Annotated in this window: 20 protein-coding genes; 17 read left to right on the plus strand and 3 right to left on the minus strand. The window is 67.7% G+C overall.

From position 1 onward, the window contains the following. Nucleotides 1–73 precede the first annotated feature (73 nt). The 5 genes from ggt to HV793_RS11650 all read left to right on the plus strand — a co-directional run bounded on the left by ggt (nt 74) and on the right by HV793_RS11650 (nt 7,072). The gene (gene ggt / locus HV793_RS11630; RefSeq protein ID WP_054456605.1) at nt 74–1,702 is read left to right on the plus strand and encodes a gamma-glutamyltransferase; all 1,629 of its coding nucleotides are present in this window, start codon (nt 74–76) and stop codon (nt 1,700–1,702) included. 35 nt (nt 1,703–1,737) lie between these two features. After that, nucleotides 1,738–3,249: an ABC transporter substrate-binding protein gene (locus HV793_RS11635; RefSeq protein WP_175182115.1), complete on the plus strand. Its 1,512-nt coding sequence runs from the start codon at nt 1,738–1,740 to the stop codon at nt 3,247–3,249. Nucleotides 3,250–3,375: 126 nt separating this feature from the next. Further along, nucleotides 3,376–4,320, plus strand: a complete 945-nt coding sequence (locus HV793_RS11640; RefSeq protein WP_054456607.1) for an ABC transporter permease — start codon at nt 3,376–3,378, stop codon at nt 4,318–4,320. Then, a complete protein-coding gene (locus HV793_RS11645) occupies nt 4,317–5,195 on the plus strand; it encodes an ABC transporter permease (RefSeq protein ID WP_054456608.1) in 879 nt (292 codons plus the stop codon). The genes HV793_RS11640 and HV793_RS11645 overlap by 4 nt, the downstream gene beginning before the upstream one ends. Before the next feature lie 17 nt (nt 5,196–5,212). After that, the gene (locus HV793_RS11650) at nt 5,213–7,072 is read left to right on the plus strand and encodes a dipeptide ABC transporter ATP-binding protein (protein ID WP_119449505.1); all 1,860 of its coding nucleotides are present in this window, start codon (nt 5,213–5,215) and stop codon (nt 7,070–7,072) included. 67 nt (nt 7,073–7,139) lie between these two features. Here the strand turns inward: HV793_RS11650 and HV793_RS11655 are convergent, their stop codons facing one another. After that, the gene (locus tag HV793_RS11655; protein ID WP_175213212.1) at nt 7,140–7,781 is read right to left on the minus strand and encodes a LysE family translocator; all 642 of its coding nucleotides are present in this window, start codon (nt 7,779–7,781) and stop codon (nt 7,140–7,142) included. 151 nt (nt 7,782–7,932) lie between these two features. Here HV793_RS11655 and HV793_RS11660 point away from each other — a divergent pair, with 151 nt between their 5' ends. Next, nucleotides 7,933–8,469 (plus strand): YaeQ family protein, encoded by a 537-nt coding sequence (locus HV793_RS11660; RefSeq protein WP_119449507.1) that lies wholly within the window; start codon nt 7,933–7,935, stop codon nt 8,467–8,469. Between the two features lie 13 nt (nt 8,470–8,482). On the opposite strand, the gene HV793_RS11665 is transcribed toward HV793_RS11660, so the two are convergent. Beyond that, nucleotides 8,483–9,589, minus strand: a complete 1,107-nt coding sequence (locus HV793_RS11665; RefSeq protein WP_175213213.1) for a hypothetical protein — start codon at nt 9,587–9,589, stop codon at nt 8,483–8,485. Further along, nucleotides 9,582–10,211 (minus strand): hypothetical protein, encoded by a 630-nt coding sequence (locus HV793_RS11670; protein WP_175163263.1) that lies wholly within the window; start codon nt 10,209–10,211, stop codon nt 9,582–9,584. Before HV793_RS11670 ends, HV793_RS11665 begins: the two co-directional genes overlap by 8 nt. A gap of 117 nt (nt 10,212–10,328) precedes the next feature. Between HV793_RS11670 and HV793_RS11675 the strand changes: the two genes are divergently transcribed. From HV793_RS11675 to HV793_RS11725, 11 genes are all read left to right on the plus strand, one after another. After that, nucleotides 10,329–12,035 carry a sensor domain-containing diguanylate cyclase gene (locus HV793_RS11675; RefSeq protein ID WP_054456614.1) on the plus strand — a complete coding sequence of 569 codons (1,707 nt, stop codon included), beginning with the start codon at nt 10,329–10,331 and terminating at the stop codon, nt 12,033–12,035. Between the two features lie 62 nt (nt 12,036–12,097). Then, nucleotides 12,098–12,895: a GntR family transcriptional regulator gene (locus HV793_RS11680; protein ID WP_054456615.1), complete on the plus strand. Its 798-nt coding sequence runs from the start codon at nt 12,098–12,100 to the stop codon at nt 12,893–12,895. A gap of 17 nt (nt 12,896–12,912) precedes the next feature. Beyond that, nucleotides 12,913–14,118 (plus strand): ABC transporter substrate-binding protein, encoded by a 1,206-nt coding sequence (locus HV793_RS11685; RefSeq protein WP_119449510.1) that lies wholly within the window; start codon nt 12,913–12,915, stop codon nt 14,116–14,118. 2 nt (nt 14,119–14,120) lie between these two features. After that, a complete protein-coding gene (locus HV793_RS11690) occupies nt 14,121–14,993 on the plus strand; it encodes a branched-chain amino acid ABC transporter permease (RefSeq protein ID WP_013393327.1) in 873 nt (290 codons plus the stop codon). Between the two features lie 2 nt (nt 14,994–14,995). Then, a complete protein-coding gene (locus HV793_RS11695; protein ID WP_054456617.1) occupies nt 14,996–15,967 on the plus strand; it encodes a branched-chain amino acid ABC transporter permease in 972 nt (323 codons plus the stop codon). Beyond that, entirely contained in the window at nt 15,960–16,715 is a 756-nt protein-coding gene (locus HV793_RS11700) for an ABC transporter ATP-binding protein (protein WP_175213214.1), read from the plus strand. The genes HV793_RS11695 and HV793_RS11700 overlap by 8 nt, the downstream gene beginning before the upstream one ends. Then, on the plus strand, nt 16,712–17,422 hold the full coding sequence (locus tag HV793_RS11705; protein WP_119449513.1) for an ABC transporter ATP-binding protein: 711 nt from the start codon (nt 16,712–16,714) through the stop codon (nt 17,420–17,422). The genes HV793_RS11700 and HV793_RS11705 overlap by 4 nt, the downstream gene beginning before the upstream one ends. 2 nt (nt 17,423–17,424) lie before the next feature. Continuing rightward, nucleotides 17,425–18,693 carry a 3-isopropylmalate dehydratase large subunit gene (locus HV793_RS11710; protein WP_175213215.1) on the plus strand — a complete coding sequence of 423 codons (1,269 nt, stop codon included), beginning with the start codon at nt 17,425–17,427 and terminating at the stop codon, nt 18,691–18,693. Then, nucleotides 18,690–19,190 carry a LeuD/DmdB family oxidoreductase small subunit gene (locus HV793_RS11715; protein WP_054456621.1) on the plus strand — a complete coding sequence of 167 codons (501 nt, stop codon included), beginning with the start codon at nt 18,690–18,692 and terminating at the stop codon, nt 19,188–19,190. The genes HV793_RS11710 and HV793_RS11715 overlap by 4 nt, the downstream gene beginning before the upstream one ends. Nucleotides 19,191–19,200: 10 nt before the next feature. Continuing rightward, complete coding sequence (locus tag HV793_RS11720; protein WP_054456622.1) at nt 19,201–20,871, plus strand: hydantoinase B/oxoprolinase family protein; 1,671 nt, start codon at nt 19,201–19,203, stop codon at nt 20,869–20,871. Beyond that, nucleotides 20,868–22,916 (plus strand): hydantoinase/oxoprolinase family protein, encoded by a 2,049-nt coding sequence (locus HV793_RS11725; RefSeq protein ID WP_175213216.1) that lies wholly within the window; start codon nt 20,868–20,870, stop codon nt 22,914–22,916. The genes HV793_RS11720 and HV793_RS11725 overlap by 4 nt, the downstream gene beginning before the upstream one ends. Nucleotides 22,917–22,923 lie beyond the last annotated feature (7 nt).

A 22,923-nucleotide genomic window follows, 5' to 3' on the forward strand; every position in this document is an offset into this window, starting at 1 on the left:
AACAAAATTTCAAATTGATTTAATTAAACCACGGGAGTAACTTCGGCCGCTTACCCGTTATGAGACTAGCCACATGAAATCCTTCGACTGGGGCAACCCGTATCCTTCCGTCCGCATTCCGCTGTTCGCCCGCAACGTGGTGTCCACGTCGCATCCGCTGGCGGCGCAGGCAGGGTTGCGCATGCTGCTCAAGGGCGGCAATGCCGTGGACGCCGCCATCGCCGCGGCCGCCACCATCGTCCTGGTCGAACCCGTGTCCTGCGGCCTGGGCGGCGACTGTTTCGCCATCGTCTGGGACGGCAAGGAATTGCACGGCCTGAACTCCTCGGGCGTGGCCCCCGCCGCCTGGAGCACCGAATACTTCAAGCGCAAGCACGGCGTGGGCGCCGACGGCCTGGCGATCCAGCCCAAGCGCGGCTGGGACGCCGTGACGGTGCCGGGCGTGGTGGCCGGCTGGGCCGCGCTGCATGAAAAACTGGGCAAGCTGCCGTTCGAGCAATTGTTCGAACCCGCCATCGAGATCGCCGAGCGCGGCTACGCCGTGCCACCGGTGGTGGCGCACAAGTGGGCCGCAGCCGCCGAAGAGCTCAAATCGCAACCGGGCTACGCCCAGGCCTTCCTGCCCGAGGGCCGCGCGCCCAAGGTCGGCGAACACTTCCGCTTCCCGGACGCCGCCAACACGCTGCGCCGCATCGCCGCTTCCAAGGGCCGCGACTTCTACGAAGGCGAACTGGCCGAGCGCATTGCCGCCTTCAGCCAGGAATGCGGCGGCGCCATGACCCTGGAAGACCTGCGCAACTACCGCCCGGAATGGGTCAAGCCCATTTCCAAGTCCTACCGCGGCTACGAGCTGCACGAGATCCCGCCGAACGGGCAGGGCATCGCCGCGCTGATCGCGCTGGGCATCGTCGAGCGCTTCGACATGGCCGACATTCCGGTGGACTCGGTACAGTCGCAGCACATCCAGATCGAAGCCATGAAGCTGGCCTTCGCCGACCTGTACAAGTACGTGGCGGACCCGCGTTCCATGCAGGTGACGCCGGAACAGATGCTGTCCGACGCCTACCTGGACAGCCGCGCCAAGCTCATCCGCCTGGACCGCGCCACCCATTTCGAGGCGGGCCGTCCGCACGCCGGCGGCACCATCTACCTGACCGCCGCCGATGAAAACGGCATGATGATCTCGTTCATCCAGTCCAACTACATGGGCTTCGGCTCGGGCGTGGTGGTGCCGGGCACCGGCATCAGCATGCAGAACCGCGGCGTGGGCTTCTCGATGGATCCGAAGTCGGCCAACGTGGTCGAAGGCGGCAAGCGTCCGTTCCACACCATCATCCCGGGCTTCCTGACCCGCGGCGGCAAGCCGGTCATGAGCTTTGGCGTGATGGGCGGCGACATGCAACCGCAAGGCCACATGCAGACCGTGGTGCGCATGCTGGACTATCACCAGAATCCGCAGGCCGCCTGCTGCGCGCCGCGCTGGAAGGTCAATCGCGATTTCACGCTGGACATCGAGACCAATATGAAGGCTTCCACCATTGCGGGCCTGAAAGACCTCGGGCATGCTTTGAAGTCGGTCGACGATCCGTACATGGATTTCGGCGCGGGCCAGTTCATCTGGCGCATGTCCGAAAACGACAACGAGCTTGGCTACGTCGCCGCCAGCGACAGCCGGCGCGACGGTCAGGCGGTCGGCTTCTAATACGCAATAGCGCAGCCACAAGGGGAATCTAAATAATGAAACGCTTGACCTTGACCTTCGGCGCCAGCCTGCTGGCGCTGGCCGCGGGCGCGGCTTCCGCCCAGAACATCCGGATCGGCCTGCAGGAAGATCCGGACGTGCTGGACCCGCACCGGGCGCGCACGTACGTGGGCCGCATCGTCTTCACCTCGCTGTGCGACAAGCTGATCGACATCGATCCCAAGCTGCACTTCGTGCCGCAACTGGCCACCTCGTGGTCGTTCAGCCCCGACAACAAGGTGCTGACCTTCAAGCTGCGCGAGGACGCGCTGTTCCATGACGGCTCCAAGTTCGATGCCGCCGCGGCCAAGGCCAACCTGGAACGCGCCATGTCCCTGCCGGACAGCCTGCGCAAGGGCGAACTGGCCTCCGTGGAGAAGGTCGACGCGCCTGATGCCACGACGCTGGTGCTGACGCTGAAAAAGCCCGACGCCACCCTGCTGGCGCAGCTGTCCGACCGCGCCGGCATGATGCTGTCGCCCAAGACCTTCAGCGACGACGTGGCCGCCGTGGGCCGCAAGCCCGTGTGTTCCGGTCCCTACAAGTTCGTCGAACGCATCCAGAACGACCGCATCGTGCTGGAGAAATTCGACCAGTACTACGACGCCAAGGATTTCGCCTTCAAGCGCGTGACCTTCCTGCCGATCCCGGACACCACCGTGCGCCTGTCCAACCTGCGCGCGGGCGACCTGGACATGCTGGAGCGCCTGAATCCCTCCGATGTGCCGCAGGTCAAGAGCGACGCCAGCCTGACCTTCGCGCCGGTGGCCGGCCTGGGCTTCCAGCAGTTCATGTTCAACGTCGCCAACGGCAAGCGCGCCGAGGACAATCCGTTCAAGAACAAGCTGGTGCGCCAGGCGTTCCAGTACGCCATCGACCGCAACGCCATCAGCGAAGTGGCCGGCGGCGGCATCTTCGATCCGGCGCAGCAGCCGTTCCCGCCCGCCAGCCCCTACCACAGCGACAAGTTCCCGCCGACCAAGCGCGACGTCGCCAAGGCCAAGGCGCTGCTCAAGCAGGCGGGCTTTGACCGCGTGAAGGCCGAGGTCATGTTCGGCAACAACACCACCACGTCCTCGATCGCCGAGATCGTGCAGGCCATGGCGTCCGAGGCGGGCTTCGACCTGTCGCTGCGCCCGACCGAGTACGCCGCACTGCAAAAGGAATCGGCCGGCGGCAACTTCCAGGTCGTGATGCTGGGCTGGTCGGGCCGGGTCGATCCGGACGGCAACATCCACGCCTTCGTCACCTGCAAGGGCGCGCTGAACGATGGCCACTACTGCAACCCGGAAGTGGACAAGCTGCTGAACGAGGCCCGCACCGTGCCCGACGAGGCCAAGCGCCGCGCTATCTACGACCAGGCCCAGACCATCATCCAGGACGAATTGCCCGGGGTGTATAACTACTACCAGCCCTGGCCCTTCGCCATGGCCAAGAAGGTCAAGGGCTTCACGCCTTATCCTGACGGCATGATCCGCCTGAAAGGCGTGACCTACGCGCAGAAGTGATCGCGGCGCGGCAGTCAAGCGCCGCGCCAGCCGGACGCGCCTTGCGCGTCCGGTTGTCGTTTGCGGCGGCTGGGCGCGGTTTATCCTGCGCGTCCCGTCCGCCGTTCCTGTCTTACGGTTTCTCATATGCTTAAACTCATCTTGCGCCGCGTGCTCGTCGCGATACCGACACTGATACTGGTGTCGATGATCGTCTTCATGCTGCAGAAAATCCTGCCCGGCGACCCGGTGCTGACACTGGCCGGCGAAGAGCGCGATCCCGCCGTCCTGGACTACCTGCGGGACAAGTACCGCCTCAACGATCCGCTGCCCGTGCAGTACGCCGCCTGGGCCGCGCAGGTCGTGCAAGGCGACCTGGGCAAGTCGCTGCGCACCGACGTACCCGTCACCACGCTGATCGGCCAGAAGCTGCCGGTCACGCTGCAATTGGCCGCCATGGCCATGTTCTTCGCGCTGCTGATAGGCATCCCCATGGGGATCGTCGCCGCGGTGCGCAAGGGCAAGCCCATCGAAATGGGCGCCAACATCGCCGCGCTGTCCGGCATGTCCATCCCCAATTTCTGGCTTGGCATCATTCTCATCATGGTGGTGTCGGTGCAATGGAAGCTGCTGCCGGCCTCGGGCTATGTGTCGCCGTCCGAGGACTTCTGGCTGTCGATCAAGACCATGCTGATGCCGTCCCTGGTGCTGTCCACGGCCATCGCCGCGTATCTGATGCGCCATACCCGTTCGGCCATGCTGGAAGCCTTGTCGGCCGATTATGTGCGTACCGCCCGCGCCAAGGGCGTATCTCCGCGCAGCGTGGTGCTGCGCCATGCCTTGCGCAATGCGCTGATGCCTATTGTCACGCTGGTGACGCTGCTGTTCGGGGAACTGTTGGCGGGCGCCGTGCTGACCGAGCAGGTCTTCACGATCCCGGGCTTCGGCAAGCTGGTGGTCGACGCGGTCTTCACGCGCGACTACGCGGTGGTGCAGGGCGTGGTGCTCTGCGTGGCGGTGGGTTTCATCATCATGAACCTGCTGGCCGACATCCTGTACATCCTGGTCAATCCCCGCCTGAGGCACTCATGAGCGCAATTCCTGCAACGGCCGCAGCCGTCACGCCGCCCCGCAGCCGCAACCGCGCCTGGGGCAAATTCAAGCGCAACCACATCGCCATGCTGGGCCTGGGGATCGTGCTGTTCTTTGTCGTGATCGCCATCCTGGCGCCGCTGATCGCCAGCCACGATCCCTTCCAGACCAGCTTCACCACCATCCGCAAGGCGCCTTCGGCGTCCTACTGGCTGGGCACGGATGAATTGGGCCGCGATATCTTCAGCCGCATGGTCTATGGCGCCCGCGCCTCGCTGATGGCGGGCCTGGTGTCGGTCCTGATCGCGCTGGCGGTGGGCGTGCCCTTCGGTCTTGCCGCCGGCTATTTCGGCGGCTGGACCGACAGCATCATTTCCCGCGCCACCGAGGCGCTGCTGGCCATTCCCTTCCTGATCCTGGCCATCGCGCTGGCCGCCTTTCTCGGCCCCAGCCTGACCAACGCCATGATCGCAATCGGCGTCTCGGCCGCGCCCAAGTTCATCCGCCTCACGCGCGGACAGGTGCTCGCAGTCAAGAACGAGGATTACGTGCAGAGCGCGCGCGCCCTGGGCGCGTCCGACCTGCGCATCATCGGCCGGCACGTGTTCCCCAACGTGATGCCGCCGCTGATCGTGCAGGCCACCATCACCATCGCCACGGCCATCATCGCCGAGGCCAGCCTGTCGTTCCTGGGCCTGGGCCTGCAGCCGCCGAACCCGTCCTGGGGCTCGATGCTGAACACCGCCAAGAACTTCATGACCCAGGCGCCCTGGATGTCCATCTTCCCCGGATCGGCCATTTTCCTGGTGGTGCTGGGCTTCAATCTGCTGGGCGACGGCCTGCGCGACGCGCTCGATCCGCGTCAGGAAAAGTAATCACCATGGCAACAACAATGGACCCCAAGCGCGTCGTCCAGGTCAACGACCTGACCGTGCGCTTCAAGACCCCCGAGCGCACCGTGGAAGCGGTGCGCAAAGTCTCCTTCCACGTCGACCGCGGCGAAACCCTGGCCATCGTGGGCGAGTCCGGCTCGGGCAAGTCGGTGACCTCGCTGGCGCTGATGCGCCTGGTCGAGTATGGCGGCGGCCGGATCGTCAATGGCGGCATGTTGCTGCGCCGGCGCAGCGGCGAAGTGCTGGATCTGCTCAACGCGCCCGACAGCACGCTGCAGCGCGTGCGCGGCGCGGACGTGGCGATGATCTTCCAGGAGCCCATGACGTCCCTGAACCCCAGTTTCACGGCCGGCAACCAGATTGCCGAAGCCCTGCAGCTGCACCAGGGACTGGACGCCGCCGCGGCCCGCGCCGAAACGTTGCGCATGCTGGAGCGGGTGCGCATCCCCGAAGCCCGCGCCATCCTGGACCGCTATCCGCACCAGTTGTCGGGCGGCATGCGCCAGCGCGTCATGATCGCCATGGCCCTGTCGTGCAAGCCCCAGTTGCTGATCGCCGACGAGCCGACCACGGCCCTGGACGTGACCATCCAGGCCCAGATCCTGCAGCTGATCCGCCAGTTGCAGGAAGAAATGGACATGGGCGTGATCTTCATCACGCACGACATGGGCGTGGTGGCGGAAGTCGCCGACCGCGTGCTGGTGATGTACCGCGGCGACAAGGTCGAAGAGGGCAGCTCGGACGAGGTCTTCGCCCGCCCGCAGCACGCCTATACGCGCGCGCTGCTGTCGGCGGTGCCGCGGCTGGGCGCCATGCAGGGCACGGATGAACCCGCGCCGTTCCCGCTGCTGCGCGTGGACGACCCCACGGCGCGACCGCAAGCCGCCGCCGCGCCCGTCGCGGCCGCGTCCACCGTGCGCCGCGAGAACGGCCCGGTGCTGAAGGTGCGCGACCTGACCACCAGCTTCGACATCACCGGCGGCATCCTGGGACGGGTGCAGAAGCGCGTGCACGCCGTGGAGAAGGTCAGCTTCGACCTGTATCCGGGCGAGACCCTGTCGCTGGTGGGCGAGTCCGGCTGCGGCAAGACCACCACCGGCCGTTCGCTGCTGCAGCTGGTCAAGAGCAAGGCCGGCAGCATCGAATTCGACGGCAAGAACATCGGCGCGCTGCGCGGCAGCGCCATGCAGACCCTGCGTCAGCACATCCAGTTCATCTTCCAGGATCCGTTCGCCTCGCTGGATCCGCGCATGACGGTGGGCTATTCCATCATGGAACCGCTGCTGATCCACGGCGTGGCGCGCGGCAAGGCGGCCCAGGACCGGGTGCGCTGGCTGATGGACAAGTGCGGCCTGCTGCCGGAAATGATCGACCGCTATCCGCACGAGTTCTCGGGCGGCCAGCGCCAGCGCATCTGCATCGCGCGCGCGCTGGCGCTGAACCCCAAGGTGGTGATCGCCGACGAATCCGTGTCGGCGCTGGACGTGTCGATCCAGGCGCAGATCGTCAACTTGTTGCTGGACCTGCAGCGCGAGCTGGGCGTGTCGTTCCTGTTCATCTCGCACGACATGGCCGTGGTCGAGCGCGTCAGCCACCGGGTGGCGGTGATGTACCTGGGCCAGATCGTCGAGATCGGCCCGCGCCGGGCCATCTTCGAGAACCCGCAGCATCCCTACACCAAGAAGTTGATGGCGGCGGTGCCCATCGCCGACCCGCAGCGCCGCCACCGCGAGCGCTCGCTGCTGGTCGACGAGATCCCCAGCCCGATGCGCAAGCTGGGCGACGATCCGCTGGTCGAGCCGCTGGTCGCCGTGGGCGAGGGCCATTTCGTGGCCCGCCATTCGATCGGGGTCTATTGAGGCAGGTGGCCGCCCGCTGGCAGCCGGTGGCCGCTTGCATCCCCCCGCTGCGCGCGGGGGGCCGAAACTAGCGCTTTTCCAGCGCCAGCTTCAGCCCGAAGGCGATGAAGACCGCGCCCGTCATGCGGTCCAGGCCGCGCATCACGGCCGGCCGCGACAGCCAGCGCGCCAGCGGGCGCGTCGCTGCCACCAGCACGCCAAACCACAGTATCCCCAGCATCGCGTGGATGCCTGCCAGCAGCAGGCTGAAGCGCAGCACGTCCGCGCCCGCGGGAATGAACTGCGGCAGGAAGGTGATGTAGAAGATCCCGATCTTGGGATTGAGGGCATTGGTCAGGCAGCCGCGCATGAACCAGCCGCCAGCGCTGGCTGCCGCGGCGGGGGCGGGCGGCGCGGAATCGGGTGCGGCCTGCTCGCCTGGCCGGGCGCCCCACAGCAGTTTCACGCCCAGATAAAACAGATACAGCGCCGCGCAGATGCGCAGCGTGTCGTAGGCCAGGGTCGATACCAGCAGCAGCGATCCCAGGCCGAATGCCGCCACCACGCCCCAGGCCAGGCATCCGGCGGCGATACCCAGGCCAGCCATGAGCGCGCGGCGGCCGCCCTCGACGGCGGCGGTGCGCAGCACCAGGGCGGTATCCATGCCGGGCGTGACGGTCAGGATGGCGGCGGCCAGGGTAAAGGCGAGCAGGGCGGCGGTGGCGGTCATGGGCGGGGTCCGGTGGCGGGCGCGGCGAAGCGGAGCCGTTCAGTGTAGCGCCGCCGGGCCGGCGCCTGCAGCCGTCTGTGGACGTGCCGCAGCGCCGCAGGCGTTATCATGGCGGCCTTCAGCAATTCGCTACATTCACCGGATTTACGCCATGGCCCTGCGCGCCACCATCTACAAGGCCGAGCTCAACGTCGCCGACACCGACCGCCACTACTACGGCAGCCACGCGCTGACGGTCGCCCGCCATCCCTCGGAAACCGACGAGCGCATGATGGTGCGGCTGGTCGCCTACGCCCTGCACGCTCAGGAAGAGCTGGCCTTCACCAAAGGCCTGAGCGACACCGACGAACCCGACCTGTGGGTCAAGGACCTGACCGGCGCGGTCAAGCTCTGGATCGAAGTCGGTCAGCCCGAAGAACGCCGCATCCTGCGCGCCTGTGGCCGCGCCGACGAAGTCATCGTCTATTGCTACGGAGGTTCCGCCAGCAAGATCTGGTGGGACGGCGTGAAGAACAAGCTGGAACGCACGCGCAACCTCAAGATCGTGAACCTGCCCTCGGAACAGACCCGTGCGCTGGCCCAGCTGGCCGAGCGCACCATGCGCCTGAATGCCAATATTTCGGACGGCGTGGTGTATTTCTCGGCCGACAAGGGCGAGGTCAGCGTCGAACCGGAAGCCTGGCGCTAGGCTCCCGGCCACCTCAGTCGCAGGCGTCGGCGGCCTGATTCGCGGGATCGGCGCAGGCGCGCCAGCGGGCCTCGTCCATCGCAGGCAGCAACAGCACCCGGCTCATCAAGTCCGAGTACCAGAAGATCCTGCCAGGCTTGTCGCGCATGGCCTGCCAGACGCGCGCCTGCGCGTCCGCCGCAAGCAGCGCGCGGCCTTGCGCATCGGTCACGCCCTGGGCCAGGATGGTCTGCGTGTCCGGATTCCAGGACTGCATGTCCGTGTCGTCCAGCGGCACGTCGTCGGCGATGCTGACGATGCGCCAGTCATTGCCCGGCACCTCGGTGGACAGCTGGTTCAACTCTTCCCGGTGCACCGGATAAGGGCGGGAGTCAGGGGAGGCGTGCGCTACATGGGCGTAGGATCTGGCGCCAGCCCCGGGGGAATGGCGGCGCACATAACGTTGGTCCGGCTTGCCCTGGGCATCATAGGTCTGGACCTGGAACGCGCCGCCTTGCGCGGCGATATCGATGGCGCGCAGCAGGCGGCCCGCGGCGTCGCGCGCATAGAACCGGCCGGCGGCCGGTTGTTGCTTGTCTTCGCAAGCCTCATTGGTGAAGGCGGTCAGCGCGCCCCGGGCATCGCGTTTCAGGCAGGCCTGGCCGCTTGCCTCGTAGGTGGCGGGCCGGCGGACCGCGGTCTGTTCGTACTCGACCACCCGCGTCAGGGCGCCGGCGCCGTCGTACTCCAGGGTGTAACCGCCCGACAGAAAGGGGGGGCCGTCGCCGCGCCGGGGAAGTTCATAGGATTCCGCGCGGCACAGCCGGCCATCGCCGTCGAAATACAGTCTGGCGGGCGCCCGAGACACGTTGTCCAGCCGGTAAGCGGACCAGTCGACCTTGTCCATCCAGGTCCGGGGCAGTGGATCGCCGGTTTCGTCGACCCATACCGGTTGGTTGCGGGCGGCAATGCGTTCGCCCTGTCGGCCCAGCAGGACACGGTCGCCGCCCAGGCCGACCGAGACGGGAACCGCCTTCAGCGGCACGGGCGCGGTGAAATCGACGGCGGCCGGGCCGCAGGCCGCGAGGGCTGGGCCGGCGTGCGCGATGACCGCCAGCAGCAGGACCAGTCGCCTAGGCATATTGCAGCGTATCCATGAACCTCACCAGCTCCCAGAATTCCTTGGACACGCCGCCCAGCCGCAGCTTGCCGTCATGTTCCTCGAACAGCAGGAAGGGGTAGGCGTCGCGCTCCAGGGTGCCGGGCGCGGGCAGGCGGTAGGGTTTGAAGTGCTCGGGGTCGTTGAAAAAGGATTCCAGACGGCCGCCGCCATCCACGTGCATGTAACGCACGCGCAATACTTGTTTCTGATACTTGGCCTGCGTTTCCGGGTAGTCTCCGCCGTCGCCCGCCACCACGGCGTCGGCCAGGGCGGCCAGGAAGACACGTTGCAAGCCTGCGTAGTGGATCTCGCCGCTGGTGGAGTCGCCCGGCGCCTGCGCCAGCGTCCTGACCAGCTGGGTGCCGCGGGAACCCGGCACGATGGTCTTCGCGAACAGGCTGTCGATGTCGGCCTTGGCCGGATCGGGCGATTGCCGCAGACGCTGGAGGTCGGCGCGGAAGTCTTCCAGCCATTGCCGGTAACGGGCGTTCTCCGCCTGGCGATCGAACGCCTGGGCGTGGGCCAGGCCGCCGTGAAGGGTGATCAGCAAGGCCAGCAGCAGTAGCCAGGCGCGTTGCAGCACGCGGGTAGGGTGTTCCATAGGCCGGTGATCATATCGTTCAAAATGATGCTATTTTGGTGCAGAGCGTGACAAAATGTCAGACATGGCCACCGGCATGGCCATGTTTATGAATCTCGTGTTGAGTCAGGTCCAGACATGCCAGCAACAGGTGACGTTCCTCCTGCAAGCGCGCCGGCCGGCGGCGCGGAAAATGTGCAAGCCGGGCTCGACGGCCCCCTGGACCGGCTCGTCCGCTTGGCCAGGCGGCAGTTCGGCGTGGACATGGCGCTGGTCGCCTGCAGCGACGCCGATGGCGTCTGGCAGGCCCAGGCGGGCGCCTTGCCCGCAACCGCGGCCGGTACGCTCCCTTTCTCCGTGGATTGCCCGCTGCGCGCCAGCGATGGCCGCCGGCTGGGCACGTTCCGGCTGCTGCATGCCCAGCCGCGGGATTTCGGCGACGAAGACCTGGATGCCTTGCACGATTTCGCCGAGCTGGCCGTCGCGGCCGTCGAGAAGCGCGAGGCCCTGGCGGCGGAGCGGGCGGCGGAAGACGGCTGGCGTACCGAGGCGCGCAACCTCTCCATGGCCATCGCAGGCAGCGGCACGGGGATCTGGGATCGCAACGTCGTAACCGGCGAAATCACCTATTCGCCGGGCTGGAAGGCCCTGCTGGGCTACGCCGAATCCGAAGTCACCAACCGCATCGAAGACTCCTACAAGCGCCTGCACCCAGACGATGCCGACTATGTGCGCGCCGCCATGCAGGCGCATTTCGAGGGCAAGACCGAGAGCTACGAGGTCGAGCACCGCATCCTCTGCAAGGACGGCAGCTACAAGTGGATCTGCAGCCGCGGCAAGGTCGTCAGCCGCGACGCGCAGGGGCGGGCCTTGCGCATGATGGGCACCACCACTGACATCAGCGCCATGCGCGCGATGTCGGAGCGCCTGCGGCGCACGGCGGACCTGCTGGTCAACCTGACCGACGCCGTGCCGGGCATGGTATTCCAGTGCGGCCAGCGGCCCGGAGGCGGGTCGCGCTTCCTGTACGTCAGCGCGGGCATCTGGGACATGTTCGAACTCACGCCTTACGAGGTGCGCACCAGCCCCGCGGCGATCGAGCAGCGCGTCCATCCCGAGGACCTGGCGACCTACCACGCCTCGCTGCAGGCCGCAGCCGCGGCGCAGACGCCCTGGCACCTGGAGTTCCGGGTGTGCCTGCCGCAGCAGGGCCTGCGCTGGCGCCAGGGCGACGCCAGTCCGCGCAAGGCGGCCGACGGCACCGTGGTCTGGCACGGCTTCGTGACCGACATCACCGACCGCAAGCGCGCTGATTTCGAACTGCGTGAACTCGCCGCGACCGACGCCCTGACCACGCTGCCGAACCGCCGCCACTTCATGTCGCGCATCGCCGCGGAACTGGCCCGGATCAAGCGCCAGGGCAGCGATTGCGCCGCCGTGCTGATGTGTGACCTGGACCATTTCAAGCGCATCAACGACACCTGGGGTCACGCCATTGGCGACGGCGTGCTGCAGCACTTCGCCAACACGCTGCGGGCCCAGCTGCGGGCGGTCGACCTGGTGGGGCGCATCGGCGGCGAGGAATTCGCCGTGGTGCTGCCGGATACCGACATCGAGCGCGCGCACGCCTTCGCCACGCGGGTGCAGCAGCGCATCGCGGCGGCGCCGTTTTCGCTGGGCGACGACCGTCATATTCCGCTGACGGTCAGCATCGGCATCTCGACCATGCACACCATGGACGCGGACGCCGAACTGGCGCTCAGCCGCAGCGACCGCGCCCTGTATTACGCCAAGCAGCGCGGGCGTAACCGGATCGAATCCGCGCCCTCAGTGTTTTCCCGATAGAACAACCCTCAAAGCCATTTGTTCCATTGACGGTACATTAGGACACTCCTAGAGTTCCCGTCATGGGAACCTCATTACCTCTGCCGAAGTACCACCAGATCTACCTCGTCCTGCGCGAACAGGTGCAGGAAGGGCGCTTCGATCAGGACGGCGTGCCAGGCGAGCACGCGCTGGCCGACCAGTTCGACGTGGCCCGCATCACCATCCGCAAGGCCATGGAGATGCTGGTGGCCGACGGGCTGGTGTCGCGCCGGCCCGGCCTGGGCACCTGGCCGCTGCGCGCGCCGGCGACTCCGGCCAGCGCGCCCAAGGCCAATCCGCCGCAGAAGGCCCATCTGACCGGCCTGCTGGAAAACATCGTCAACATGGGCCTGCGCACCTCGGTGCAGGTGCTGGACAGCGCCCTGGTGTCGGCGCCGCCCGTGGTGGCCGAAGCGTTGGACCTCGCGCCCGGCGCGCCCGTGCACAAGAGCCTGCGGGTGCGCAGCACCGAAGCCGGGCCGCTGTCCCACATCACGACCTACGTGCCGCAGGCCGTGGCCGATTTCACGCGCGAAGACCTGGAGCGCGAGCCCCTGCTGATGTTGCTGGAAGCGGCCGGCGTGGAGTTCGGCGGCGCTACCCAGACCATTTCGGCGCGGCTGGCCGATGCGCAGGTGGCGCGCCATCTGGACGTGGCCGTGGGCTCCGCGCTGCTGGCCGTGACGCGCATCGTGCGCGACGTGAACGAGCGGCCCGTGCAGCTGCTGCAAGGCCTGTATCGCCCCGATCGCTATCAGTACCAGTTGCAGCTGTCACGCGTCGGCAGCATCGACGCCAAGGTATGGGTCAGCGAAGAGCTGTCCGCCCAATTCCATTGAACTCTCGGAGATCGCCCATGAACTCGCGCCGCACTTTCCTCTATCAATCCGCCGCCGCAGCTGCCCTGGTGTCGGCGCCATGGGTGGTACGCGCCCAGGGCGCCAAACCCGTCAAGGTCGGCATCCTGCATCCGGTGACGGGGGCGCTGGCCTATTCGGGCCAGCAATGCCGCCTGGGCGCGCTGCTGGCGATCGAGGACATCAACAAGGCCGGCGGCATCAAGTCGCTGGGCGGCGCGCCGCTGGAAGCCATGCTGGGCGACGCGCAGTCGCGCCCCGAGGCGGGGTCGGCCGAGGTCGAGAAAATGAACGAGGCGGGCGTGTCGGCCATTGTCGGGGCCTATGCGTCGGCGATCTGCCTGGCCACCACGCAGACCGCCGCCAAGTACAACCTGCCGCACGTGGTGGACGTGGGCGTGGCCGACCAGATCGTCGAGCGCGGCCTGAAGAACACTTTCCGTTTCGGCCCGGGCTATCGCGCCTGTAGCGAACGCGCCATCACCGACCTGGCCGCGCTCAACGACGCGGCAGGCAAGCCCGCCAAGACCGTGATGATCGTGCACGAGGATTCGCTGTTCGGCACCGGCACCGCGGCGCTGCTGTCCAAGGCGCTGCCGCAGCATGGCTTCGAGGTCAAGGACGTGGTCAAGCACCCGAACCCCACCCGCGACTTCAACAACATCGTGCTGCGCATGAAGTCCCTCAATCCGGACATCGTGATCCCGGCCAACTACTACAACGAATATGCCTTGCTGCTGCGCGCCATGAAGCAGCAGAAGGTGCAGCCCAAGGCGATCTACTCGGTGCTGGGCGGCGCGGCCTCCAGCTACAAGTTCCTGAAGGAATTCCCCGACATCGCCAATGGCATCCTCGACTGCAACCACTGGTTCAACCCCAAGGATGCGCGCGTGGCCCCGTTGAAGGCGCGCGTCGAAGAGAAGGGCGCCTACTTCAGCTACGAGGTCTTCATGACCTACACCTCGGTGCTGCTGCTGGCCGACGCGCTGGAACGCGCCAAGTCGGCCGACCGCGCCGCCATCATCGACGCGCTGGCTTCCAGCACCTTCTCGGACCACATCATGCCCTACGGCCCGACCAAGTTCGTGAACGGCCAGAACACCGGCGCGCAGCCCCTGCTGACGCAGGTCATCGGCGGCGACATCAAGGTCGTCATCCCGGCCGACTACCGCCAGGCCGACGCCATCTTTCCGCTGAAGGCCTGAGCGTGCTCGATCCCGCCATCCTCTTTTCGTCGGTGCTCAACGGCCTGACCACGGGCGCGGTGTATGCGCTGATCGCCCTGGGCCTGACCTTGATCTACGGCGTGCTGCACATCATCAACTTCGCCCATGGCGCGGCGCTGATGGTGGCGCTGTACGCGGTGTATCTGCTGAAGGACCGCCTGGGCATCGACCCGTACGCCGCCTTGCCGCTGGTGGTGGCGGGCATGTTCGCGCTGGGCTACGCCTTGCAGCGTTACGTGATCAACCGCGCCAGCCACGGCAAGGACGAGAACATCCTGCTGGTGACGCTGGGCCTGGCCATCGTGCTGGAGAACCTGGCGCTGGTGTGGTTCAAGTCGGATACGCGCACCATCGACACGGCCTACACGCTGTCCACCGTGGAGATCGGGCCAGCCATGATCGCCTTGCCCAAGGTCATCGCCTTCTGTGGCGCGCTGGCGGTGGCGGCGGTGTTGTTCTGGATCATCCGCAGCACCGACCTGGGCCGGGCGATCCGCGCGGTGGCCAAGGAAAAGCAGGGCGCCAAGCTCATGGGCATAGACGTGGAAAAGGTCTATGCATTGTCGTTCGGCATCGGCATGGCCTGCCTGGGCGCGGCGGCCTGCTTCCTGCTGCCAGCCTACTACGTCAATCCGCAGGTCGGCGGCGGCTTCGTGCTGGTGGCCTTCACCATCGTGGTGCTGGGCGGCATGGGCAGCTTCGTGGGCGCGCTGGTCGGCGGCCTGCTGATCGGGGTGGTGGAGTCCATCGGGGGCCTGTTCCTGGGCGACTCGCTGGGCCAGATGGGCATATTCGCGATCTTCATCGCGGTGCTGCTGTTTCGCCCGCAGGGGCTGTTCGGGGCGAGGGGCTGAGCATGGGCAAGGATCTTTTGACTATCGCGCTGTTCGGCGCGGCGCTGGCGGCCGCCGCCGCGCTGACCGAATCGGGCGTGGCGCTGACGTTCGTCATGATGTCGCTGTACGCGGCCCTGTTGTCGCAGGCCTGGAACATCCTGGGCGGCTATGGCGGCCAGCTGTCGTTCGGCCATGCGCTGTTCTTCGGCGTGGGCGCCTATGCCCAGGCGCTGGGGCAGCTGAACCTGGGCATCAATCCCTGGCTGGCGCTGCCGATGGCCATCGCGCTGGGCGCACTGGTCGGGCTGGCGGTGGGCGGGCTGACGTTTCGCTATGGCCTGAAGGGCTCTTACTTCGCGCTGGTGACGCTGGCGTTTGCGGAAGTGTTCCGCATCCTGGCGTTGTCGGTGTCGTTCACCGGGGGCGGCGTGGGCCTGATGGTGCCGTTGCAGGAGGGCGTGGCGAACATGCAGTTCGGTTCGCGCCGCGGCTACATCTACCTGCTGCTGGGCTTCGTGCTGCTGGCGCTGGTGGTCACGGCATGGTTGCGCCATTCGCGCTTCGGCGCCTACCTGCAAGCCGTGCGCGACAACGAGGACGCGGCGCGCGCCATCGGCGTGAATCCGCTGCGGGTCAAGCTCGGCGGCATCGCGCTGTCTGCGGCCTTCATGAGCGCCGCGGGCGCCTTCTACGTGCAGGTGTTCCAGTACATCGATCCGGGCATCGCCTTCGGCTCGGCCGTGTCGGTGGAGGCGCTGGTCGGCGCCATCGTCGGCGGCCTGGGCACCTTGTGGGGGCCGGTGCTGGGAGCGGTCACGCTGCATGCGCTGAGCGACCTGACGCGCAACCTGTTTGGCGAACTGCCGGGCATCAGCATGGTCATCTACGGCGTGGTGCTCATCGTGATCGTGATGTTCCTGCCCCGCGGCATCACCGGCAGCGGCCAGGCTTTGGGCCGGCTGTTCAGTGCCAAGGAGCGCGCCCGTGTCTGAGATCCTGCTGCAAGCGCGCAATCTTTCCATCACTTTCGGCGGCCTGAAGGCGGTCCAGGATGTGAGCCTGGACGTGCGCCAGGGTTCGCTGACGGCCCTGGTCGGTCCCAACGGCGCGGGTAAGACCACGCTGTTCGGCCTGCTGTCGGGCTTTCTCAAACCCGGTTCCGGCTCGGTGCATTTCGCCGGCGCCGACATCACCGGCCGTCCGCCGCACGAATCGGCGCGGCTCGGGCTGACCCGCACCTTCCAGATCGTGCAGCCCTTCGGCGCGCAGACGGTGCGCCAGAACATCGCCGTGGGCGCGCACTTGCGCCTGGGCAATCGCCGCGAGGCGCTGCAAGCGGCCGAAGAGGTTGCGGCGCGGGTCAATCTGGGGGGCTTGCTGGACCGGCCGGCGGCGGATCTGACGGTGGCCGGCCGCAAGCGCCTGGAGCTGGCGCGCGCGCTGGCCACGCGGCCGCGCCTGCTGCTGCTGGACGAAGTGTTGGCGGGGCTCAACCCCAGCGAGATCGACGAGATGATACCGGTGGTGAAGAAGCTGGCCGAAGACGGCGTGACCGTGCTGATGATCGAACACGTGATGCGCGCGGTGATGAGCCTGGCCGAACATGTATGGGTGCTGGCGCAGGGCCGCCTTATCGCCTCGGGCACGCCGGGCGAGGTCACGCGCGATCCGGCGGTGGTCGAGGCCTATCTGGGCCAGGGCGCGGCGGCCAGGCTGGCCGCGCAGGGAGCGCCGGCATGAGCGCGCTGCTGGAAGTCCAGGGATTGCGCGCCGGCTACGGCCGCATGGAAGTACTGCGCGGCGTCGACCTGCGGGTCGACCAGGGCGAGATCGTGGTGCTGCTGGGCAGCAATGGCGCGGGCAAGTCCACGCTGAACAACACGGTCTGCGGTCTGTGCCGGCCCTGGGGCGGCACGGTCCGCTTCGAGGGCCAGGACCTGACCGGCCGCCATTACCGCGACGTGGTCAAGGCCGGGCTGATCCAGGTGCCGGAAGGCCGGCGCGTGTTCCCCAACCTGAGCGTGCGCGAAAACCTTGAACTCGGGTCATTCACCCGGGCGCGCGAGCGCCGCGCCGCCAATCTGGAGAAGGTGCTGCACATCTTCCCGCGCCTGCGCGAACGCCTGGCGCAACTGGCTGGCACCATGTCCGGCGGTGAACAGCAGATGCTGGCCATCGGCCGCGGCCTGATGGCCGAGCCGCGCCTTCTGATCCTGGACGAGCCGTCGCTGGGCCTGTCGCCGCTGATGGTCGAAGAGCTGTTCGGCCTGATCGCGCGTCTCCATGGCGAGGGACTGGCGATCCTGCTGGTAGAGCAGAACGTGGGGCAGTCCCTGGAGACGGGACAGCGCGCCTACGTGCTGGAAAACGGGGCGGTGCGCTATAGCGGCGCCTGTCCGGAACTGATGGCCAGCGACGACGTGCGCCGGGCCTATCTCGGGATGTAGCCATGGCCGAGCCTCAAACGCTGGCGCAGAAGCTGATCGCGGCGGCCTGCGGCCGTGCTTCCGTTGCCGAGGGCGAAATCGTCACCTGTGCGGTCGACCTGGCCATGTTCCATGATTCCAGCGGTCCGCGCCGCCTGCAGCCCATGTTGCAGGAACTGGGCGCCACGCTGTGGGATCCATCCAGGATCGTGCTGGTCATAGACCACTACGTGCCCGAATCCGATGACGAGTCGCGCCGCATCGTGCGCATCGCGCGCGATTGGGCGGCCGAACAGCGCTTGCCCAACGTCTATGACTCGCTCGGCATCTGCCACGTGGTGGTGCCGCAGCATGGGCATATCCGCCCCGGCATGTTCTGCGTGGGCGGGGACTCGCATTCGCCTACCGGCGGGGCATTCGGCGCCTACATGTTCGGCATCGGCAGCACCGAGATGCTGGGCGTGGCCGTCACCGGGCAGATCTGGGTGAAGGTGCCGCAAACCCTGATGATGCGCTGGAGCGGCCGGCTGGCGCCGGGCGTGACCGCCAAGGACATGATGCTGCACATGATAGGCCGCTACGGCATGAACGGCGGCCGCTACCAGGCGGTGGAATTCTGCGGCGAAGCGGTGCGCGCCTTGTCGATGCAGGAACGCATGACCCTGTCCAACATGAGCGCGGAGCTGGGCTCGCAGGTCGGCCTGATTGCGCCGGATGCCACCACCGTTGCCTACCTGCGCGAGGCAGGCGTCACGGACGAGATCGATCTGGCGCGCTGGCGCAGCGACGAAGGGGCGCTGGCCGAATGGCACGATTTCGATGCCGCGGCGCTGGCGCCGCAGGTCGCCGCGCCGCACAGCCCGGCCAATGCGCGCGACGTGGACCAGTATGGCGACGTGCCGCTGCAAGTGGCCTATATCGGCGCCTGCACCGGCGCCAAGCTGGAGGACCTGCGCGCCGCGGCCAGCGTGTTGCGCGGCCACCGGCTGGCCGCCGGCATGCGCCTGATGGTGGCGCCGGCCAGCCGGCAGGACCAGCGCCAGGCCGAGGCGGAAGGGGTGATGCAGGCGCTGCGCGATGCCGGCGCGGACGTGCTGGCCACATCCTGCGGAGCCTGCGCGGGCTACGGCGGGTCCATCCCCGACGGCGCCAGCGTCATCGCCACCACGGCGCGCAATTTCAAGGGGCGGATGGGCTCGGAGACGGCCCAGGTCTATCTGGCTTCACCCTATACGGTGGCGGCATCGGCGATAGCCGGCCGCATCGCCGATCCGCGGGAGTTCATGGCATGACCGAGCAGTCCGTGACGCACCGCGTCTGGCGCGTGGGCGCAGATATCGACACCGACGCGCTGGCGCCGGGCGCGTATATGAAATTCGGCATCGACGAGATCGCGCGCCACTGCCTGCAGCGCGTTCGGCCCGAGTTCGCCGCCGGCGCGCGGCCGGGCGACGTGCTGGTGGCCGGTCCCAACTTCGGCATCGGCTCCTCGCGCGAACAGGCTGCCGCGGCGCTGGTGCGCCTGGGCATCGCCGCGGTGGTCGCGCCGTCCTTCAACGGCCTGTATTTCCGCAACGCCTTCAACGTGGGCCTGCTGCTGTTGACCTGCCCACAGGCCGAAACCCTGCAAGAGGGCGAGCGCATCGCCCTGGATCCCGCCGCCGGCCGCATCCGCCGCGCCGCGGGAGAACCTGCGGAACTGCATTGCGACACCGTGCCCGCCTTCCTGCTGGAAATGGTGCAGGCCGGCGGACTGCTGAATTTGCTGAAACAGCGCAAGACTCATTAGGAACCACATCATGCTTGACCCCGTCACACTCGCGGTCCTGAAAGGCCGCCTGGAACAGATCGCCGACGAGATGGACGCCACGCTGTACCGCAGCGCGTTCAACCCCATCATCGCCGAGGCCCACGACGCCTGCCACGGCATGTACGACGCCGCCACCGGCGCCACGCTGGTGCAGGGCAAGTCCGGCCTGCCGGTATTCGTGGGCGCGATGGCATTCGCCGTCAAGGCCGCGGCCAAGGCGGCCGCCGAGCGGGGCGGCATGGTCGACGGCGACGTCTGGCTGTTCAACGATCCCTACGAAGGCGGCACCCACGCCAACGACTTCAAGCTGGTGCGTCCGGTGTTCCGCGGCGGCAAGCTGTTCTGCTTCCTGGCCTCGGCGGCCCACTGGCATGACGTCGGCGGCGCGGTGCCGGGCAACTACAACCCCGCCGCCACTGAATGCTGGCAGGAAGCCGTGCAGATTCCGCCGGTGCGCATCGTGCGCGCGGGCGTGCTCGACCTGGACGTGCTGGCCATCCTGAAGGCCAATACGCGCCTGCCGGACAGCCTGTGGGGCGACCTGAACGGTCAGTTGGCGGCGCTGGAACTGGGCGCGGGCCGGCTGGATGGCCTGCTCGACGAATACGGCGACGCCACCGTGCTGGAATCGCTGGACACGCTGCGCGAACGGGCGCGCCGCCTGATGCGCGACCATATCTCGCGCCTGCCCGACGGCGAGTACGCCTTCGAAGACATGCTGGACAACGACGGCGTGCGCGACCAGCCGTTGCGCATCGCGCTCAATCTCATAGTCCAGGGCGAGCGTCTGACGCTGGATTTCACCGGTACCTCGCCGGCCTGCGCCGGGCCGGTGAACATCTCCCGCGCCACGGCGATCGCGGCCTGCTACGTGGCCCTGAAGCACCTGTTCCCGGACGTGCCGGCCAACGCCGGAGTGCTGGACGCGGTGGACGTGGTGCTGCCGGACGGCCTGGTGATCTCGGCGGACCGCCCGCGTCCGGTCGGCGGCTATACCGAAACCATCCTGCGCATGATCGACGTGATCTTCTGCGCCATGGCCCAGGCCGAGCCGGCGCGCGCGCTGGCGCAGGCCTACGGCACCATCAATGCCTTGTCGATCGCCGGCTACCGCAGCGACCCCGCCCGGCGCGGCCAGCGCTGGGTGATGTTCAGCTTCTTCGGCGGCGGCCACGGCGGCCATTCAGACGGCGACGGGCTCAGCCACGGCAATGCGCCCATCTCTACGGCCACCATTCCGCCGCTGGAGATCCTGGAGGCGGCCTATCCCGTGCGTTTCACGCAATGGGCGCTGCGGCCCGATTCGGCGGGCGACGGCCAGCACCGCGGCGGGCTGGGCGCCATCTATGAAATCGAACTGCTGGAAGACAGCGCCGAAGCCTTCATCTTCGGCGAGCGCGGCAAGAGCGCGCCCAAGGGCATCGCAGGCGGCAGGGAAGCGGCGCTGAACGTTTTCCGCTATCAGCAGGACGGCGGCTGGCAGACCCCGCCCATGCGTTCGAAGATGCTGGGCATCCAGCTCCAGCGCGGCGACCGGGTTCGGCTGGAAACGCCCGGGGGAGGCGGCTATGGCGAGCCTGCCGCGCGTACGCAGGCGGCGCGCGAGCATGACCGCAAGATGGGCTATGTAAGTGGAAATCTGAAGGAGCAGTCGGCATGAGCGCGGCACAAGGCTTGGTCGTAGGCGTGGACGTGGGCGGCACGTTCACCGATATATTCGTGCTGGACGAGGCGGGCGGCAGCGCCCGCGTGGTGAAGGTGCCTTCCACCCGCGGCGAGGAAGCGCGCGGCTTCATGAACGGCATTGCCCGCGTGGCCGATGGCGCGGACGCCATCGCCACCATCGTGCACGGCACCACGGTAGGCACCAACGCGCTGCTGGAGCGCAAGGTGGCGCGTACCGGCATCATCACCACGGCAGGTTTTCGCGATGTGCTGGAAATGCGCCGTCGCGACCGGCCCCAGACCTGGGGCCTGCGCGGCAACTATGAGCCGGTGGTTCCGCGCGACCTGCGCCTGGAAGTCGAGGAGCGCGTGCTGGCCGACGGCACCATCGACACGCCGGTAAACCTGGCCCAGGTCGAGGCCGCGGCCCGCCAACTGCTGGAGCAAGGCTGCGAGGCGGTCTGCCTCTTCTTCGTCAATGCCTATGCCAATCCGGCCAATGAGGCGCAGGCCGCGGCCTGCGTGCGCGCGCTCTGGCCCAACGGCAACGTCACCGCCGCGACCGAGGTGCTGCCCGAGATCCGCGAATTCGAGCGCTGTTCCACGGCCGTGCTCAACGCCTCGCTGCAGCCGGTGGTCGGCGGCTATCTGACCCGGCTGGAAGCGGATCTGAAGGACAACGGCTTCGGCGGCGAACTGTTGGTGGTGCAGAGCAACGGCGGCGTGATGTCGCGCCAGACCGCTTGCGACGTGCCGGTGCGCACCGCGCTGTCGGGCCCGGCCGCGGGTGTCATCGCCTGCGCTGCGATCGCGCGCGCCGCGGGCTTTCCCAACGTGGTCAGCGGCGACATGGGCGGCACTTCCTTCGACGTGTCGCTGGTGGCGGACGGCGAGGCCTCGCTGTCGGCGCAGACCTCCATCGACTTCGGCATGGTGGTGCGCGCGCCCATGATCCAGATCGAAACCATAGGTGCGGGCGGCGGCTCGATTGCCAGCGTGGACGCGGGCGGCCTGCTGCAGGTGGGTCCCGAATCCGCCGGCAGCGTGCCGGGGCCGGCCTGCTATGGCCGGGGCAACACCCGCCCCACCGTGACCGACGCCAACGTGCTGCTGGGCCGCATCGCGGCCGAGCGCCCGCTGGGCGGTGGCCTGCTTGCCACCATGGACGTGGCGCTGGCGCGCGCCGCCATCGAGGAACACGTGGCCAAGCCGCTTGGCCTGGACGTGCATGCCGCGGCCGAGGCCATCCTGACCGTGGCCAATGCCAAGATGGCGGGCGCGATCCGCGTGGTGTCCATCGAGCGGGGCCACGACCCGCGCAAGTTCGCCTACATGCCGTTTGGCGGCGGTGGCGCGCTGCACGTCTGCGCCATGATGAACGAAGTGGACGCGGCACGCGGCATCGTGCCGCGCTACCCCGGCGTGACCTCGGCCCTGGGCTGCGTCATGGCCGACATGCGGCATGACGGCGTGCAGACCCTGAACGTGGCGCTCGCCGCCCTGGATGCCGATGACCTGCTGGCCCGCATCGATGGCCTGGCCCTGGCCTGCCAGGAGCGGCTCGATTCCGCCGGCGTGGGCTTTCAGGGCATACGCGAGAGCATCGAACTGGACATGCTGTACGTGGGTCAGAGCCATACGGTGCGAGTGGAAGTCGGCCGTGATGAACTGAACCGCGCCGGCATCGGCGCCGCCTTCGAGCGCGCTTACCGCGCTGCCTTCGGCCGCAGCCTGGACGGCATCGCGGTGCGCATCCTGAACCTGCGCTATGCGCGCATCGGCCAGCGCCCCAAGTTCGATCTGGCGCTGCTGGCGCCGACCAGCACCGCGATGCCGGACGCGCTGGGCACGCAGCCCGTCTTCCATGGCGGGCAATGGCATGACGCCGTGCGCTATGCGCGGCTGGACCTGCCGGTGGGCGCAGAGGTGGCGGGACCCGCCATCCTGGAGCAGCCCGACACCACGATCTGGATCGAGCCCGGCTTTGCCGGCCAGGTCGATTTCCTGGGCAATCTGCTGATCGCCCGCCAGGCTTCCTAGGAGCAGA

The organism is Achromobacter aegrifaciens, from assembly GCF_902859965.1.
GTDB lineage: Bacteria > Pseudomonadota > Gammaproteobacteria > Burkholderiales > Burkholderiaceae_B > Achromobacter > Achromobacter aegrifaciens.

Excerpts from the sequence above, each read along its gene's own strand:
- HV793_RS11660 (WP_119449507.1), top strand. The coding sequence starts at position 7,933 with ATGGCCCTGCGCGCCACCATCTACAAGGCCGAGCTCAACGTCGCCGAC.
- HV793_RS11675 (WP_054456614.1), top strand. The coding sequence starts at position 10,329 with ATGCCAGCAACAGGTGACGTTCCTCCTGCAAGCGCGCCGGCCGGCGGC.
- HV793_RS11725 (WP_175213216.1), top strand. The coding sequence starts at position 20,868 with ATGAGCGCGGCACAAGGCTTGGTCGTAGGCGTGGACGTGGGCGGCACG.
- HV793_RS11670 (WP_175163263.1), bottom strand. The coding sequence starts at position 10,211 with ATGGAACACCCTACCCGCGTGCTGCAACGCGCCTGGCTACTGCTGCTG.
- HV793_RS11705 (WP_119449513.1), top strand. The coding sequence starts at position 16,712 with ATGAGCGCGCTGCTGGAAGTCCAGGGATTGCGCGCCGGCTACGGCCGC.
- HV793_RS11685 (WP_119449510.1), top strand. The coding sequence starts at position 12,913 with ATGAACTCGCGCCGCACTTTCCTCTATCAATCCGCCGCCGCAGCTGCC.
- HV793_RS11680 (WP_054456615.1), top strand. The coding sequence starts at position 12,098 with ATGGGAACCTCATTACCTCTGCCGAAGTACCACCAGATCTACCTCGTC.
- ggt (WP_054456605.1), top strand. The coding sequence starts at position 74 with ATGAAATCCTTCGACTGGGGCAACCCGTATCCTTCCGTCCGCATTCCG.
- HV793_RS11695 (WP_054456617.1), top strand. The coding sequence starts at position 14,996 with ATGGGCAAGGATCTTTTGACTATCGCGCTGTTCGGCGCGGCGCTGGCG.
- HV793_RS11635 (WP_175182115.1), top strand. The coding sequence starts at position 1,738 with ATGAAACGCTTGACCTTGACCTTCGGCGCCAGCCTGCTGGCGCTGGCC.
- HV793_RS11710 (WP_175213215.1), top strand. The coding sequence starts at position 17,425 with ATGGCCGAGCCTCAAACGCTGGCGCAGAAGCTGATCGCGGCGGCCTGC.
- HV793_RS11720 (WP_054456622.1), top strand. The coding sequence starts at position 19,201 with ATGCTTGACCCCGTCACACTCGCGGTCCTGAAAGGCCGCCTGGAACAG.
- HV793_RS11640 (WP_054456607.1), top strand. The coding sequence starts at position 3,376 with ATGCTTAAACTCATCTTGCGCCGCGTGCTCGTCGCGATACCGACACTG.
- HV793_RS11645 (WP_054456608.1), top strand. The coding sequence starts at position 4,317 with ATGAGCGCAATTCCTGCAACGGCCGCAGCCGTCACGCCGCCCCGCAGC.
- HV793_RS11650 (WP_119449505.1), top strand. The coding sequence starts at position 5,213 with ATGGACCCCAAGCGCGTCGTCCAGGTCAACGACCTGACCGTGCGCTTC.
- HV793_RS11715 (WP_054456621.1), top strand. The coding sequence starts at position 18,690 with ATGACCGAGCAGTCCGTGACGCACCGCGTCTGGCGCGTGGGCGCAGAT.
- HV793_RS11655 (WP_175213212.1), bottom strand. The coding sequence starts at position 7,781 with ATGACCGCCACCGCCGCCCTGCTCGCCTTTACCCTGGCCGCCGCCATC.
- HV793_RS11665 (WP_175213213.1), bottom strand. The coding sequence starts at position 9,589 with ATGCCTAGGCGACTGGTCCTGCTGCTGGCGGTCATCGCGCACGCCGGC.